The organism is Mucilaginibacter frigoritolerans (genome assembly GCF_007830615.1).
In the GTDB taxonomy this organism is placed as follows: Bacteria; Bacteroidota; Bacteroidia; order Sphingobacteriales; family Sphingobacteriaceae; genus Mucilaginibacter; species Mucilaginibacter frigoritolerans.
Genome location: NZ_VLLI01000001.1, coordinates 349,025 through 365,679, shown reverse-complemented (window position 1 = coordinate 365,679; position 16,655 = coordinate 349,025). Strand labels below are relative to the sequence as shown.

Sequence of the window (16,655 nt, the reverse complement as noted above, 5' to 3'; positions counted from 1 at the left end):
TCCTTTTATTTAAAGTATACCGATATTTCAATTATCAAGATGGACACTTAACGATTCAGTAAGTTCCGATATACGATGATTGATCAGCAAATTACCCTTATCATCGCTTTTAGTTTTCTGAACTGTTTTGCCGTTAACTGATACAATGTACACCGTATTCGGCTTTAATTGACTTATTTTATAGCTTAACGGCTTTATCGAAACTTTAGACGCCGTTTGACTCCATTCTCTTTGCTCATTGTTCCAGTTCTTTACAACTATAGTAAGCGGTTTATCAGTTATAATTTGTAATGAAGCAATAGCATTACTACCATCAAAATAAGAGAGATGATTTTTAGAACCTGCAAAGCCAAAGTTTTTAGTGCTTATCACTTTAAAAAAATGGTTCGATACAGCATAACCGCTGCTATCCAGGTTTATGGTTAAACGCTGGTTATGAAAATTGTACCTTAACTCGGTGCCATAAAGCTCAGAGGTAATGTGCGGCTCCAGATAAAAGCGGTTGTATAATGGATTAATACCGTATATGGCCTGGTACAAACCAACTATAGAAAGACTATTACCCGATAAGATATCATCACCCAAACCATCCTGTTTCAAGCGGCCATATCTTTGAAATGCAAGGCCATCCTTACTATACTGTTCCAGCACTTTCTTTACATATTTAACCGCAATAGCTGGATTATAGTCTGCATAGGCTTTAACTCCTAATGCCCCCCAGGATAAAAACAAGTCGCCATTTTCATACTGCGGAAAAGGGAACTGCCATTCCTTACCCTCTCCAGCTGCATACGATGTCATTGCTAATGGCCAGAAGAAAAGATTTTCTTGTTGCATTTGCGCTTCAATATTATCCAGAATAAGTTTTTTCCGGCTAGAATCATCACAAATGCCATAGGCAATAGCCATAAAATTTACTGGTGTAACCATGTTACGGCCATGTATGGTATTATCCTTATCCCTCCAATGCACATAGCATTTTTTCTCGTCATCCCAAAAGCCTCCATCCGTTGTTGGTTTATTGAAACTCGTTTTTAGTTTCGCTGCAAATTCTTCATAATATAATGCTTTACCAGTATTACCCAGTTGATGTTCTATCGCGGCCCATTTTATCAATGCGTGATAAAGTTTCGCGTTTACAAAAGCATTTTCGTATGATGCCCAAATAATATCAATCCAGTCGCTGCTTCTTTTCTGGTCTTTAGAGTCAGTCATCATTTCAACCAGGCCATTGTGGTTGCTATCTCTTTTAAGTATCCAGTCAAGTGCTTTTTCACATGCCAGTTGCTGACCTTTTACCCATTTCTTATCGCCTGTTAAATCATAAAGTTCAGATACATTGCTAACATAGTCAGGGTTTGAGTCCAACAAAATCCCCCACTGTGCCTCATAAAAGCCATCCTTATTAAACTGGCCCGGCATAGCATCCTCATTGGTATAGGCCCAACGCGGGTAAACCCGCCCATCCGGTTTTATAGCATAATCCCTATAAAAATCTAAACAGCTTTTATATCCGTTAAGATACGCTGGGTCATTAATGCCCAGACCAAGCTGCGCAATATATTGTTCATGTAAACAAATAGGACCATAAGGAGTATGCCAACTATTACCCCCATAGTGCAGAGAATCAATTACGCCGATATGAGCTATGGTACCCAACACAGCGCTCACCTGCTCACCGTTGATGCCTGTAAATTTTCCCCGGCCATATTTCTCATCATACTCAAAATAAGTAAATGTTAAAGTTTGTGTGGTTTTATCTGCAGGTTCAAAAAAAGGAGCCCAAACATTAGTTCTGCCTCTTATAAACCGGCGCCTGTTGGTTCCAGTATCTCCGCGTGGCAGCATTTCCTGTTTGGAGGCGGTAACGGAATACTGAAGTCTGTCATCGTTTGTCCGGGTATATTTCATGGCAACCTGTTCACCAGGTGCATCAACAGTTATATTTAACCCATTATTTGTTTTGCTGTTCCAAAAGTTAGATGCTCTTGTATGAACGCCATAGGTACAAAGCTTTTCATTGAACAAATAAAACCAGGCCAAGCCCCCATAGCCCTGGTAAGCACCCTCCCAGGTATTAATGTTATCAAAATTAATTACCGGCATTGCTGCCTCATCAATGTTAACCGCTTTAGAGAAGCTTCTTTCAATTTTCCATTTGATGAATTTACTGGTCTTTATAAAGGTCCAGGTTTCTGAAATGGTGAGTTGTTTATCTCCATAATTAATACCGGTGATCTTTAAGCTATCTGCCCTTTGAACAATCACAGGATTGCTTTTGGTGTGCAATGAAGAATAGGTAATGCTACCTACCTTTACCGAAGTAAACATACCATCGGTACTACTAACTACTTTTTGTCCGTTAATGATTAAAGATGTAACAGCAGCTTTATGATCATAATCAATAGTCAGAGCAGTTTTGGCACTGCTGATTGTAATCTGCCTTGATTCTCCGGGAATATTTTGACTGAAAATTGTTGCTGAACCAATTAAAGGTAAAAGAACAACTAAAAAGCAAACAGAAAGCGTGTAAATTCTTTTGGCAAACATTAGTATTAATTTATACCCCAAATGTATTGTAAAAGGTAACTAACAGTTAGGATAAACTAATTTATTTTGTAATTTTTTCAAAAGATCTAACACATTATAAAATATTATATCTCCCCAATCGTCTGCCTGTTATAGCTTCGTTTATGTATCAATTTATCCTTGCATTTCACTCCTTATTACGCTGGCTGGTGCTAACAAGCCTGCTTGTTTCCATTATCACTGCTTATAGGGGCTGGTTTCAATATAAGACTTATAGCAAACGGGATAATCTTATCCGGATGATTACAGTAATTATTGCCCATACGCAATTGGTTATCGGGCTTTGGCTATACTTCATCAGCCCAATCGTTAATTATTTTCTACATAATTTCAAGGATGCGGTACACAACCGGCAGATCAGATTTTTTGGCATAGAGCACATTACCATGATGATTACCGCAATAATCCTGATCACGATTGGATCAGCCAAAGCAAAAAAACAAACAACAGATAATCAAAAATTTAAAACAATAGCCATTTGGTTTACCATAGGTCTGTTAGTTATTTTAAGCTCTATCCCCTGGTCGTTTTCGCCATTGATAAGCAGGCCTTTATTCAGGCCATTTTAACAATACCTAATTTAGCTCTTATAACAAAAACCCCCAGCTGTTAAAACATCTGGGGGTTCCATAATATTTAGTTAAAACTACTAATTAGTGCACATCAAAAAATAGTTTAGTAGTCACTGCATCACCACCTATTGCCGATGATGCTTTATTGTAATTAACCACATTTACATTTTGCTCATTAATTGGATAAGTAAAACGAAGCGGAAAAGCACTAACTGCATTTGGCGGAGGAAGTAACACCGGGTAATTAAGCCTTCTGCTTTCTATCCAGGCATCCCAGCCCCTGTTATAAAATGCAATATAGGCCTGTTGGGCAATTTTTTGCAAATCGGTACCGCCGGTGGCAGTGGCAAAAGCAACGTTAGGTAAAAGCAGGTAATCACTCACACCAGTGGTTGAACCTGTCCAATACATAATTGATGCTGTGATAGCCGCATTATAATATGTTTCTGCCGTGCCTCCAACACTATAACCCCTGGCAGCAGCTTCAGCCAGGTAAAACGCTGTTTCTGAATAATCGAGCATATCACCCGGAAAATCGGGATTAGTTAAAGTTCCTATAGATCCCGGGGTGAGTAAGGGCCCCGATGGTAATGAAAATTGGCTATAAACAATACCTCCGTTGCCTGATCCATTATCTGCACCAACATATACTCCATTGGCAATACTCGGGGCAAAATAATATGATAAGCGTGGATCTTGCGTAGCTGAATTTGGATTCATCAGGTTAATAAAGCCACTGGTACCTACATAGTCATGCCTACCACCCTGTACCAAATCAACCCAAATCGGATTGGTATTAGGTGGAGTGGTTAGAAATTGAAATATGGCATTGTCACTATTTGATGTAAAAACTCCAGCATTATAGGCTGCTTCAACTGTTGCTTTTGCTTTTACATTATCATAATCTGCTATGATAATTCCCATTTTAAGTTTAAATGTATTGGCAAACTTTATCCAGCTGGCTGGGCTTCCTCCATACACAATGTCTGCCGAACCATAACTGCCCGCTGATGCATCTAAAGCAGCAATATCAGTATCCAAACGCGTTAATAAAGCATAGTAAACTGTTTTCTGATCATCATAAGCAGGGAAAGGGTTATTGATATTCAATGCCTGCGAATAAGGAATATTACCAAAAGTAGTAACCAGGTAGAAATAAGAGTAAACTTCAAGAATATCGGCTATAGCAGTTTCGTTTTTCCTGGTACCGGCGTCTGTTACATCAGTAACCATTAATGATTTTGCTTTTTCAAGGTTAATCAAAATGCCTGTGTAAAATTCGCTCCAAATAGCATCTGGCTGTTTGCGATAAGTTATCTGGTAATTAGTTTCATTTAAATAAGTGGTCTCTGTCCACTGCTGCTCAATTAAACGGAATATATTTAAATTTTCATTTGCCGAGCACAAAGAACTATCCAATACTCTTTCAGATTCAGTAAACAAACTATAAGAAGGCACCTTTGATGGTTGCTTTGGATTTATATTTAATTTAGTTATGTCTTTCGTACATGCCGTTAATACCGACATCAGTACAAAAATTAATGCTGTTTTTTTCATGTCCGTATATAATTAGAAACGTACTTTAACATTCAGTGAAATAGTGCGTGTAGTAGGGTATGATCCTTCTTGTATACCCTGCAGGTTGCCTGCACTCAGGCCGTCTTCCGGATCAGCATATGGTAGGTTTTTATGGATTATCCATAAGTTTTTACCAATAAGCTGAAAGGTAAGTTCTTTAACAGGCGCCCATTTGTCAATTACACTTTGGGGCATCGTATAACCTATCAGAGCTTCACGCAGTTTTACATAACTTGCATCATATACAAATGCTTTTAGCGGTAACAAGCCTGATCCATCACCAAAATCGCCATAGTTATAAGCAGTTACCCTGGTAGTGTTTGGTTGCCCATCAGGATATACCCCCGGGCGTATCATGCCACCACCGTCAGCAAGCGTATTGCGCACCGGTTTTCCTAAATCATTGGTATATGCTGTTAAAGGGTAAATTCCATCAGCTAAACCATAAGCAAGATCATTTGAGAAAACAGACCCGCCTTTTCTTATGTCGATCAAAAAGCTAAGCGTAAAACTCTTATAAGTAAAGCTGTTGTTTATACCGCCTGTCCAGTTGGGGTTTGTATTACCTATGTTATTGTTTGAGTTTGGTGTTATTTCATACTGCCCTGCATTTGGCCCGGTTTCATAAATAAGCTTTTGGCCCTTTGAATTATATACATAATCTGTTCCTCTTATTGTACCGAATGACTGGTTCAAAGGCGCGTTAAGCGTTTCACCATTTTGAAAACTTGCTAACTCCAGGTTACTTGCTTCCTGTCCTGTGGCATCAGTATATAGTGCAGTAACCTTATTTTTGGCAGCAGTAAAGTTTAAGGTAATTTTCCAGTTGAAGTTTTGAGTTAAAACCGGAGTGCCATTTAATGAAAGTTCAATACCTTTATTTTGAACATTACCTGCATTTAAATATTTAAAATTATAGCCTGTTGCTCCCGAAACATTTACTGGCAATATTTCATCAAATGTATTTGTTTCATAGTAAGTTCCGTCAAAACCCAGTCGGCTCTTAAAAAATGCAAGCTCCAATCCAATTTCCTTACTTTTTGTTTGTTCTGGTTTCAAATCAGAATTATTTTTAGTTGGATTATTATAAGTTTGCGGGTTTGCGCCAAACGGAGGGAATATTACATAAGTATCATTAACGCTGTAAAGTGGTGCATCACTACCTACTTGCGCGTAATTGGCTCTTATTTTTCCATATGATAACCAGTTATACTGCTTAAGCAGCTCTGAAAAAACCCAACCGGCTGATATTGAAGGATAATAATATTTATTATTATTGGCAGGTAAGGTTGATGATACATCTCTCCTTAAGGTACCATCCAAAGTCAGCATATTTTTCCAGGTTAATGTTGCACCTGCAAAAACACCGTCGACTTCCTTTTTTGCATCATATTCCCCTGGTGCAAGTGGTGTATTCAAAGAATTAGATAAAGAATATAATCCTGGTATTATTAAACCTCCATTTGTTTGGGCCAAAATACTATTATCATAATCCTTTCTAATATTACCACCTAAAAGCGCCTTTAAATTAAAGTCTTTTGAAATATTTTTATTAACCGTAGCCAGCAGGTCAAAATTGGTTTCTGAATAATCATGGTTATACCTTGAATAATACGGAACACCAATACTCCCCACATCATAACGTTCTTCATCCAATTCCGAATAGGTATCCAATGATGTACGGCCCATAATATTTAACCATGGCGTCACTTTATAATTCAGGTTGATATTCCCCAGATACCTGTTACGTGAATCTGTTTCATAGTTATGATCAACCACCCAATAAGGATTATTCCAATAGGCAGGGCTGGTATTTCCATCCTGAGGATCGGCCATATTCCAGCTGATATTGGATTGAGTCCTGTTATAAGCAGCTTTCAGCTCCTGAACATCGACGTTTACTTCCCACCATTGTCTGAAATTGGTCATCACGTTCCTGTTATCAGAATTGTTGCCGTCATAGCCAGTTCCCCCACGGCCTTTGCCATTAGTATTGTAATAACTTAAATTTGCACCAACAATTAATTTGGGGGTGATATTATAAGTGGCTCCAAAATCCACTAAATTCTTGGTTAGGTTACTGTTCGGTATTACACCATTATTAATACTGTTGGTATAACCCAATTTAAAGGTCCCATTATCACCACCATTAGTTATTAGTATACTTTGATCAGATGAAACTGGGTTTATAAAAAAGGTTGTCGGATCATTTTTAGCAGCAACCCATGGAGTAGCCTTGCCATAATTTGGTGACGATGGATCAAATGCATCCCACTGGTAAATCATCAGGTTTGGATTAAACGCATAGCCATTGGAAGCATCATCTGAAGTTGGTGCAACCTGTGCATTTGGATTACCAAAAATATTCCCAGAATTAAAATACTGGGCATACCCTGCACCATATTGCTTTTGATATTGAGGAAAAGTAGATTTATCAATCGAACCAACACTCACGGTAGAGTTAATAACAATACCCAGCCCTTTTCTGGCTTTTTTGGTCGTAATCAAAATAACACCATTACTACCCCTTGAACCATACAAGGCAGAAGCTGCTGCACCCTTTAAAATTGTAATACTTTCAATATCGTCAGGATTAATATCCGAAGCCGGGCTACCATAATCATAACCGCCACCACCTTGCATCTGGTTGCTTCCATTGTTATTTTCATTACCAATAGGCACACCATCAATTACAAACAAGGCCTGATTATTACCCGTTATGGATTTATAACCACGCAATACCACATTAGTTGATCCGCCCATGGTATTGTTCTGACTGATCTGCAAGCCCGCAACCTTACCTGATAATCCATCAATAAAATTATCTGATCGTTGTTTGCTAACTTCCTCGCCTGATACCTGTTGAGCAGCATAGCTTTGTTGGTTTCGCGTACGGGTGATACCCAATGCACCGGTTACCACCACTTCACCAAGCTGCTGGCTCGATGGCGACAATATTACATTTAATGTATTACCACTTACCGTTAAAGTTTGTGATGAATAACCAATAAAGCTAAAAACTAGTACAGCACCATCCGATACGTTTAAGGTGTACTTACCGTCGATATTAGTTTGAGTTCCGGTAGTTGTTCCTCTTATACTTACCGTTACACCCGGAATTGGTAAACCATCGTCTTTGCCCGTAACCTTTCCCGTTACGGCATGACTTTGCGCAAATAGCCTGGTTGTAGCTAATAATAGGATGCACAAATTCAGAAGTAAAAATTTTTTCATTGAATAAGTGATTTAGTTAATAATAAATTTAATTAAAAAATAAATGGAAGTAAAAGTTTCCAATAAAGAAATAAATAAATTCAAATAGGTTTATTTTCAGGTAACACTTTTAATGATATAATGTTTTAAAATAGATAGTTAAAACATTTATATTTTTTTCATGTTTTATCTAATAATTAATCGACTTATTAAATTATAAGTTAACCATGAGGGTTTAAAAATAAGTCAGTTAATTAGTTAATTGTGGCCGGAAAATACACGAGGCATTTTCCGGCTTCTATTTAATCAGCAGAAAAATAAAGACATAGAAAGGCCGCAAACAATTAAAAAACTAATTGTCAATCACGAATTCCAATAAAACGTATCAAAAACAGATACCCGTTTAACCACAGGCATTTTGGATGGTTAAAATATTAAAGAAGAAAAAAATACGGGTTGGAATCTCCTAAGGATCCAGAGGCTCTGTTAGGTTAATTTGTCCGGCTACAGGAACAGCATAAAACTCCTGACTATTGACCGAAATCCGTTTACCTAATTGGTAAGGCACATCGCCCAACTCATTAATGCAACGCTGTTTCATACCACTAATGTAGGCACTTTGCGATGAGTCACTCACCACCAAAGCCGGCATTAATAAGGGAAAGTTATATTGAATCAGCAGCCTTACCCCATTGCGCATATTTGTAGTAGTATGCCGAGCATGAGGTTCCAAAATAATGGAGCTATCCGGTATTTGCAGGCTATCTATCAAAAATCTTTTCATTTCTACTGCTTCACAAAAGGGAGTTTTGTAGGGATGAACTTTCCCACCGGATACCATAATAAAAGGAGCTGATTTTGATTGATGGTACACTGCCGCGGCAATTCTGCACCTGTTTTTACTACTATTGCTTATAGGTGTATTACTGCTATCTGGCCCTTCACCAGGTACCAGCAATACTGTATAGTTATAATTGGCCCATACAATACTTTTGGCTTTCTGCAGTGCAGCTTTGTTTACCGTAAGCTCCATGGGCTCATAGTCACCGGCATTATTGCGGCCATTGACATTTAAAAAAGCAAGTGCGGCTGTCATGCCTGGCATAAAAAACAAACGCGATTTATGCTCTTCTCCTAATATTTTTGCGGTTGTTTGTTTCACCACATTAATATATCCGGGACTATTTACATTAAAACTAATTGAATCAATTGCCGGATACTTGGGAGGCAAACCATTCGCATAAACGTCAATAGTATGGTTAATGTCTTTAGCATCTTGTTCCCAGGCTTTAGTTAGTTGGGTTACCGCTTCATAGGCACTATCCTGCCGGTAACAATTGGATGGAATCAGCTCATTTTTTACTAATTTTTGCAAATCAGCGCTATTGCGATAAAGGTAAGCCAACCTTGTGCTAACTTTATTAATGGCCTCACTACTTAATTTTAAGGTATCGGTAATACACTTATATGTTGTACAGACTGCAAGGCATCTGGCTATTGCTTCATTTTGCTTAACAGCCATTATCGAAAGCACGCTATCATGTTCAAGCACCAATCTTATTTTATCGTTGTGCTCCAATAGCGTTAACAAGTAAAAGTTCTTGGCCTGCACACTGCCATTTCCAATTGGCTGGTAACCGGATTGAGATTTCTGCGCATAAACATTGATGGCACAAAAAACAGCTAACAATAACACAAACAAACATTTCATAAGGTTAGGATTTAATGCCTAAAGAGAAGTATTTAAAAAAGTCGCAAACGCTAAATATTTAATAATCAGCAAGCACAATCAAGTTTTCTGACACCGGTTGCAATCTTTCTTTTCCATTCAGGAAACCCAATCCAACTACAAACGAAAATCCGGCTATTTCACCACCCATTTCCTTAATTAGCTCGCTTGCTGCCAGCGCGGTACCACCGGTTGCCAGCAAATCATCATGAATCAGTATATGCTTTCCTGGCTCAAAAGCGTCAGTATGTAATTCAATAACGGCAGTACCGTATTCCAGTTTGTACGCTTTTTGTTTGATGGTAAATGGTAGCTTACCAGCTTTGCGCACCGGGATAAAAGGCACACCCAATTTGGTAGCCAGTGTTAATCCAAATAAAAAGCCACGGCTTTCAATACCGGCAATTGCATCTACCCTTATCCCTTTAAGTTGCTCTACAAAAGCATCAACAATATTGCTGCATAATTGAGGTGCCTTAAGTATGGGAGTAATGTCTTTAAAAATAATTCCCGGCTTAGGGAAATCAGGAATATCACGTATGGCCGATTTAATTTGCTCTGCTATCATTTGAAATTTAAATATGGTTCAATTTTACGCAAAATTCCTTCATCCAGTATGGCAATATTTCTCATGTCATTTATAGATTCATAATTACCATGTTGGGTGCGGTATTGTATAATGGCATTCACTTGTTTATATCCTAAGTAAGGGAATATCCTTAACTGATCAAAAGAAATGGTATTGATATCGATCTTTTTCACTTTTGACGGATTTACAGAAACCACATCTTTAATCTCTGCATATTTAGCCGAATCAACTCCGTAAATTTCTTTTAATTGTTCTTTGCTATAAAACCCGCCCAAACGATTTCTGTACCTGATTATACGCACCGCAAAGGATGCCCCTACTCCTCTTATCATGGTCATTCTTGCCGAATCAGCACTATTTAGTTCGATAACTTCACCTAGTTTGGCTTTTTTTGATGTAGTGTACTCCATTTCCGGGATATTAATATAAGGTTCCAGTCGTATATAATCGGCTGCAGTAATGGCATAAATCTTTTTCACATCTTCTTTTCTGTAAAACCTGCCACCTTTAGCTTTATAGTGTTCAATTACATCTGCCTGGTGTTCACTAAGCCCTAATAGTTTCCATTGTTCAACTGTTAAGTTATTAGGATTAAAGGGAAACATTACCGGATGCTGTAATTTATCATCTGCTATAGGTTTATTATCAGGATATACCTGTGTTTGCTCTACCTTGCTTAGCTGCGCTATCGCTTTATCAAAATCTTTAAAATTTATTGTATTATCTTTGCGCAACAATTGATAAACGTAAGGCGCAGCCAATACCAATGTTATCAAAACAACAAGAACTACCATGCCGTTCCATTCCTTTTTGGTTATTGACAGGTAATTTTTTATCCGCGCTTTCATTTATAAGGTTTATCAAGGGTTTAAATTAAATAATTTTCAAGATATTTAACACCCTTTACAAAGGGTTTATTTTTTATATAAGGATGAAAGTAATTACCACCGAAGAGTTTGCCAAAGCTACAAAACTGGATAAATTAAAAATGCCAGGTCTGGCAGCTTTATTGATGGAGCTGATGAAAATTAACCAGGTAAACGAACTGTTTGCCCAGGCACAACCCAAACAAGGTCCTGATTTTGTGGATGCTATTTTAGAGGGATGCGGTATTGACATTGAGTTTGATGAAAGAGAGTTAAAAAACCTGCCGGCTAACGGCAGCTTTATAGCCATAGCCAATCACCCTTATGGTGGTATTGAGGGAATGGTATTGTTAAAAATACTTTGCATGGCCAGGCCCGATGCCAAACTAATGGCTAACTTTCTGCTAAAAAAGATCCCTAATCTGAGTGATTATTTCATTGCGGTAAACCCGTTCGAAAATGTGGAACATTCTTCCAGTATCAGTGGTTTAAAAAACACACTGGAGCTGCTGGCAAACGGTACACCAATTGGTATTTTCCCGGCAGGCGAGGTTTCTACCTTTAAAATTGATAAAAAAGAAGTAACCGACCGGATGTGGCACCCGGTAGTAGGCAAAATCATCGCGAAAGCAAAGGTTCCGGTGGTGCCTATTTATTTTCATGGCAACAATGGTTTAATTTTCAACCTGCTTAGCTTAATACACCCTGCACTGCGTACGGCCAAATTACCATCAGAATTATTTAACAAACAGGGCCATACTATTAAGCTTCGCATAGGCAAACCTATTAACGTTCAGGAAATACCAGATTATAACAACAATACTAAACTACTCAACTACTTAAGGGCACGTACCTATGCTTTAGGCACCGGATTAGAAGAAGAGAAAAAAATCTTTAACCCCCGTAACCTGTTTAAAATAAAAAAACTGCCGGAAGCAATTGCACCTGAAACCGGTACTGCCTTACTGGAAAAAGATATTGAACCGCTACGCGAAGATTACCGCATTTGGGTTGAAAAGAATTACGAGGTGTTTATAACACCAACCTCACTGATCCCCAATGTAATTCGTGAAATTGGCCGCTTAAGGGAATTAACCTTCCGCGAAATTGGTGAAGGTACCAATAAGGCATCTGATTTGGATGAGTACGACATTTACTATCATCACCTGTTTATATGGGATGTTGATGCCAAAATGATTGTGGGCGCCTACCGTTTAGGCCTGGGCGATGAGATATTTTACAGCGTTGGTAAAAAAGGATTTTACATATCCGAATTATTCAAAATCAAAACGCAGTTTACACCTGTACTGAAAAAGAGCATTGAGCTTGGCCGCTCATGGATCCGTAAGGAATATCAGCAAAAACCATTGCCTTTATTCTTACTTTGGAAGGGCATTTTAAAATACCTGATTGATAACCCGCGCTACCGCTATTTAATTGGCCCGGTAAGCATCAGCAATTCGTTCTCCAATTTCTCTAAATCACTTATTGTTGACTATATCAACCGTAACCATTTTGACCATGAAATGGCGCAGTATGTAAAACCACGTAAGAAATTTAAGGTTGATTTTGCCAGCATTGATACCGACCTGCTGATGGCCGGTGAAGATAGCTTTAAAGGATTGGATAACCTGATATCAGAAGTAGAAACCCGGAGCATGAAAGTACCGGTGCTGTTACGTCAGTACATTGCTTTGAATGCCAAAATCATCTGCTTCAACATCGATCCGAAGTTTGCTGATTGCCTGGATGGATTCCTGGTGCTTGACCTGGAAAAAGTACCACAGGATATTTTGGATAAGCTTGGAAAAAACCTATAAAGGGGCTGATGACAAGGTAAAGTATTGATTGACTACCACGGTATCAATTGGCTTGCCGTTTGCATCACCCTCTATTATTTCGGCATTTATGAGCCATGCCGTGCTGTTTTTTTTCGTTCCCCTTATATCTCCGCCTATTGGGTTTATATAGCCCACACTGTTGCAGCAGGAACATATAAGGCTAGCACTGGCAACCTGGGCCAAAATAATCTGCTTTGCGGTAATTTCAAAACTACTGCTGCCCATATCTGCCTTAAAATACATAGAGGTAAGGGCATTACACATAGCACTATCTACACTTTTGTAAACAAAAACCCTGTTTTGCCCACTTGTAAGCTTGTATACATTTGTATAATCAGCATTTTCATAATATTGATAAGAGCAGGTGCTATTATTAGGACAATTGGTTATTGTACCGTTCATTACTAAACCGTCTTTACTGCAACCAAATAATATCACGATAAGAATAGAAAAGATTCCTGCTTTAATTTTCATATGCCCTTATACGAAAATATGGCCTATAGTGATACAGTAATTTGCAAAGTACTTTACCGTTTAACTATTTAGAGTCCTATTCTTTTAGGCTTTATCGTCGTATCTGCTTAATACTTTAGCTTAACTTTTTTCAGTATAAAATGCAGCAGCCAGATTGGCCCGATAAGTAAAAACTTAAGATCATCCAGAAACGAAGGTTTCTTACCTTCTATTTTATGGCCAATAAATTGTCCGATCCATGAGACTACAAATAAAACCAGGCAAACCAACCATAACGCAGGGCCACCTGCTTTTTGAATAGCATCCAGCTCCATTATTCCATAACAGAAGGCAAAAATGATCAGCAGCATGAGATAAGATAAAACAGGAGAAAGCTTGTAGTAGAAATAAATGCTGAATGCAATTAAAAACGATGCCCAATTAAAGAAACCGTTATAACTACCTAAAAATTTAAGATAAGGAAAAGGTATGGCCCATACCAAGCCCAGCAAACTAAAAACAATTAACGGAACACATATCCAATGGATGGTTTTATTGGTATGATTCTGATGGCTCTCGGCATATTTATCAAAGTAAATATCAACCGGGCGTTTTTCGGCTGCCGTTGGGGATTGGGACTTCATACTAGTATTTATTAAATAAGGGTGTCATACTGAAGTATCCAAAGTATGCTGGCAAATGCTCTGCACAAACCCTTCGAGTACCTCAGGGTGACACCCCTTTCTTTAACTTTTTTTATTTTGCAAACGCAACAGACCTGGTTTCCCTTATTACGGTTACCTTAATCTGTCCCGGATAGGTCATTTCTGTTTGTATACGGTTTGATATATCTGCAGCCAATACTTCTGACTGTGCATCGCTTATCTTCTCACTCTCAACCACTACACGCAACTCACGACCAGCCTGAATAGCGAATGTTTTTTCAACACCAGGGTATGATAAAGCAAGCTCCTCAAGCTCTTTTAAACGTTTGATATAACTTTCTACAACCTCACGCCTTGCACCTGGCCTTGCGCCTGAAATAGCATCACATACCTGTATAATCGGTGATAACATAGAAGTCATTTCTATTTCATCGTGGTGAGCACCGATGGCGTTGCATACTTCCGGATGCTCTTTATATTTCTCGGCCAATTGCATACCTAAAATTGCGTGTGGCAATTCAGGGTTATCATCAGGCACCTTACCAATATCATGCAGTAAGCCTGCACGTTTAGCCAGTTTCACATTCAATCCTAATTCGGCAGCCATGGTAGCGCAGAAGTTAGCCACCTCACGCGAGTGCTGTAAAAGGTTTTGTCCGTATGATGAACGGTAACGCATACGACCAACCATACGGATCAGTTCCGGATGCAGGCCATTGATACCTAAATCAATTACGGTACGCTCACCTATTTCAACAATTTCTTCTTCAATTTGCTTTTTGGTTTTGGCAACCACCTCTTCAATACGTGCCGGGTGTATGCGTCCGTCCGTTACCAGGCGGTGCATGGCCAAACGGGCAATTTCACGCCTAACCGGATCAAAACCTGAAAGGATAATAGCTTCTGGGGTATCATCAACAATAATCTCAATTCCTGTTGCTGCTTCCAGTGCACGGATATTCCTTCCCTCACGACCAATGATACGGCCCTTTATCTCATCATTTTCAATATTGAAAATAGAAACCGTGTTTTCAATAGCGCTTTCAGTAGCAGTACGCTGAATGGTTTGGATAACTATTTTCTTAGCCTCTTTGGTTGCTGTAAGCTTGGCTTCGTCAACAATATCCTTAATTTGTATCATTGCCTTGCTGCGGGCTTCCTCACGTAAGGTATCTACCAATTGGTTCTTTGCATCCTCGGCTGATAAGCCTGCAATGGTTTCCAATTGCTGTACGTGTGAGTTTTTCAGTATCTCAACTTCTTCTTGTTTCTTAACCACAATCTCGGTTTGGCGTTCCAGGTTCTTGCGAACATTGTCGATCTCACTCTCCTTACGGTTCATGTTTTCCAAACGAGAGTTAAGCGATTGCTCTTTTTGCTTAACACCGTTTTCACGCTGATTGATGGCATTGTTTTTGGTATTTATTTCCTGCTCATGCTCAGCCTTCATTTGCAAAAACTTCTCTTTTGCTTCCAGCAGCTTATTCTTTTTAAGGATCTCGGCATTTACCTCAGCATCCTTTAAAATCTTTTTCACTTTATTTTGAGCAGATACTTCCTGGTCTTTAAATAGTTTCCGGAGTAAAAAGCGCCCTACGAGCACTCCCGGGAGGCCGCCTATAAGCACGCCTATAATTAAATATAATATTGAATTCATCGTTTATAATTTGGTATAAATAAAAAAACCGCAACTAAACTTCTAAGTCTCATGTATTTAAAAACTTCATTTCGGATATGGAATCACGGTTTACCATTACCCTGCAGGATAACGCCACGCCGCTTTGATCCGCTAATATTGAAGCGTTAAGTTTTTAATAGTGAAACTTAAAATTTAACTGCGGTTAAATCTTAATTGCTCTTGTTATATGTAAAGAACGTTATTGCTTTGAAAAAAAATCTGTCAATAAATAATCCAGTTGGTAAACCTTTTCAGCTACTTCCGTATCCTCAGTTGTAACTTTCATATCAGCCTTTAATGATGACGTTGCGTAATGCAACACACACATCGAAAGCAAATCCTGCTTATCCCTTACCGCATAATTTTCCTGATATTCTTTTATCCGGTCATTAATTAGTTTGGCTGCCCTGCGTATTATTTCTTCCTCTTCCATGTTCACCTTTAAGGGGTAAACTCTGTCAGCAATATTTATTTTTATAGAGATTTCTCCCATTTGAGCTTTTCACTTTCTGTACTATTTTTTTAATAATACAATGCACTTATCAATTTCTTGCACAAATTCGTTAATTTTTTGCTTTATATCAAAACTTTTTTCACTTGTTTCTGAAAAAGATTTCGCCATTTTCAAGGCGCGCAGCTTTTCTTCCAGTTCTTTGGTCTTGTTTTTACTCGCATCAAGAGCCACCGTCAGTGCTTCGCTCTCTAATTTTAAAAGGTCATTTTCCTCCTGCAAAGCCGCACAGAGCTCTATTAGGCGCTCTGTTCTGTCTACAATCTTATCTAACTGCTCTGCTAAGGACATTTTTATTTTAATTGATTTTTGCCGGATTTTTTGTATTAAGCCCGACTGCTTTTTGTGTTATTTTTTTAATCTTTTTTGAG

The 16,655-nt window shown here is 38.5% G+C and carries 13 protein-coding genes; 2 read left to right on the top strand and 11 right to left on the bottom strand.

The window, feature by feature from the left end:
• Positions 1–27 precede the first annotated feature (27 nt).
• Entirely contained in the window at positions 28–2,550 is a 2,523-nt protein-coding gene (locus tag JN11_RS01490; protein ID WP_144908935.1) for a glucosidase family protein, read from the bottom strand.
• A 143-nt stretch (positions 2,551–2,693) separates the two neighbouring features.
• Here JN11_RS01490 and JN11_RS01485 point away from each other — a divergent pair, with 143 nt between their 5' ends.
• The gene (locus tag JN11_RS01485; protein ID WP_144908933.1) at positions 2,694–3,158 is read left to right on the top strand and encodes a hypothetical protein; all 465 of its coding nucleotides are present in this window, start codon (positions 2,694–2,696) and stop codon (positions 3,156–3,158) included.
• 84 nt (positions 3,159–3,242) lie between these two features.
• On the opposite strand, the gene JN11_RS01480 is transcribed toward JN11_RS01485, so the two are convergent.
• From JN11_RS01480 to JN11_RS01460, 5 genes are all read right to left on the bottom strand, one after another.
• A complete protein-coding gene (locus JN11_RS01480; protein ID WP_144908931.1) occupies positions 3,243–4,718 on the bottom strand; it encodes a SusD/RagB family nutrient-binding outer membrane lipoprotein in 1,476 nt (491 codons plus the stop codon).
• A 12-nt stretch (positions 4,719–4,730) separates the two neighbouring features.
• The gene (locus JN11_RS01475; protein WP_144908929.1) at positions 4,731–7,973 is read right to left on the bottom strand and encodes a SusC/RagA family TonB-linked outer membrane protein; all 3,243 of its coding nucleotides are present in this window, start codon (positions 7,971–7,973) and stop codon (positions 4,731–4,733) included.
• A 445-nt stretch (positions 7,974–8,418) separates the two neighbouring features.
• A complete protein-coding gene (locus tag JN11_RS01470) occupies positions 8,419–9,663 on the bottom strand; it encodes a YdcF family protein (protein WP_144908926.1) in 1,245 nt (414 codons plus the stop codon).
• 58 nt (positions 9,664–9,721) lie between these two features.
• Positions 9,722–10,249: an adenine phosphoribosyltransferase gene (locus tag JN11_RS01465; RefSeq protein ID WP_144908924.1), complete on the bottom strand. Its 528-nt coding sequence runs from the start codon at positions 10,247–10,249 to the stop codon at positions 9,722–9,724.
• Complete coding sequence (locus tag JN11_RS01460; RefSeq protein ID WP_144908922.1) at positions 10,246–11,118, bottom strand: helix-hairpin-helix domain-containing protein; 873 nt, start codon at positions 11,116–11,118, stop codon at positions 10,246–10,248. The genes JN11_RS01465 and JN11_RS01460 overlap by 4 nt, the downstream gene beginning before the upstream one ends.
• Positions 11,119–11,201: 83 nt before the next feature.
• Between JN11_RS01460 and JN11_RS01455 the strand changes: the two genes are divergently transcribed.
• The gene (locus tag JN11_RS01455; protein WP_144908920.1) at positions 11,202–12,956 is read left to right on the top strand and encodes a lysophospholipid acyltransferase family protein; all 1,755 of its coding nucleotides are present in this window, start codon (positions 11,202–11,204) and stop codon (positions 12,954–12,956) included.
• Here JN11_RS01455 and JN11_RS01450 read toward each other — a convergent pair.
• From JN11_RS01450 to JN11_RS01430, 5 genes are all read right to left on the bottom strand, one after another.
• Positions 12,951–13,451, bottom strand: coding sequence for a hypothetical protein (locus tag JN11_RS01450; protein ID WP_144908919.1), 501 nt, complete (start codon positions 13,449–13,451; stop codon positions 12,951–12,953). The two genes, JN11_RS01455 and JN11_RS01450, sit on opposite strands and share 6 nt — an antisense overlap.
• A gap of 107 nt (positions 13,452–13,558) precedes the next feature.
• Positions 13,559–14,074 carry an Mpo1 family 2-hydroxy fatty acid dioxygenase gene (locus JN11_RS01445; RefSeq protein ID WP_144908917.1) on the bottom strand — a complete coding sequence of 172 codons (516 nt, stop codon included), beginning with the start codon at positions 14,072–14,074 and terminating at the stop codon, positions 13,559–13,561.
• Between the two features lie 112 nt (positions 14,075–14,186).
• Positions 14,187–15,752 carry a ribonuclease Y gene (gene rny / locus JN11_RS01440; RefSeq protein ID WP_144908915.1) on the bottom strand — a complete coding sequence of 522 codons (1,566 nt, stop codon included), beginning with the start codon at positions 15,750–15,752 and terminating at the stop codon, positions 14,187–14,189.
• A gap of 220 nt (positions 15,753–15,972) precedes the next feature.
• Positions 15,973–16,266 (bottom strand): cell division protein ZapA, encoded by a 294-nt coding sequence (locus JN11_RS01435; RefSeq protein WP_144908913.1) that lies wholly within the window; start codon positions 16,264–16,266, stop codon positions 15,973–15,975.
• Between the two features lie 21 nt (positions 16,267–16,287).
• A complete protein-coding gene (locus tag JN11_RS01430; protein WP_144908911.1) occupies positions 16,288–16,575 on the bottom strand; it encodes a hypothetical protein in 288 nt (95 codons plus the stop codon).
• Between the last annotated feature and the right edge of the window lie 80 nt (positions 16,576–16,655).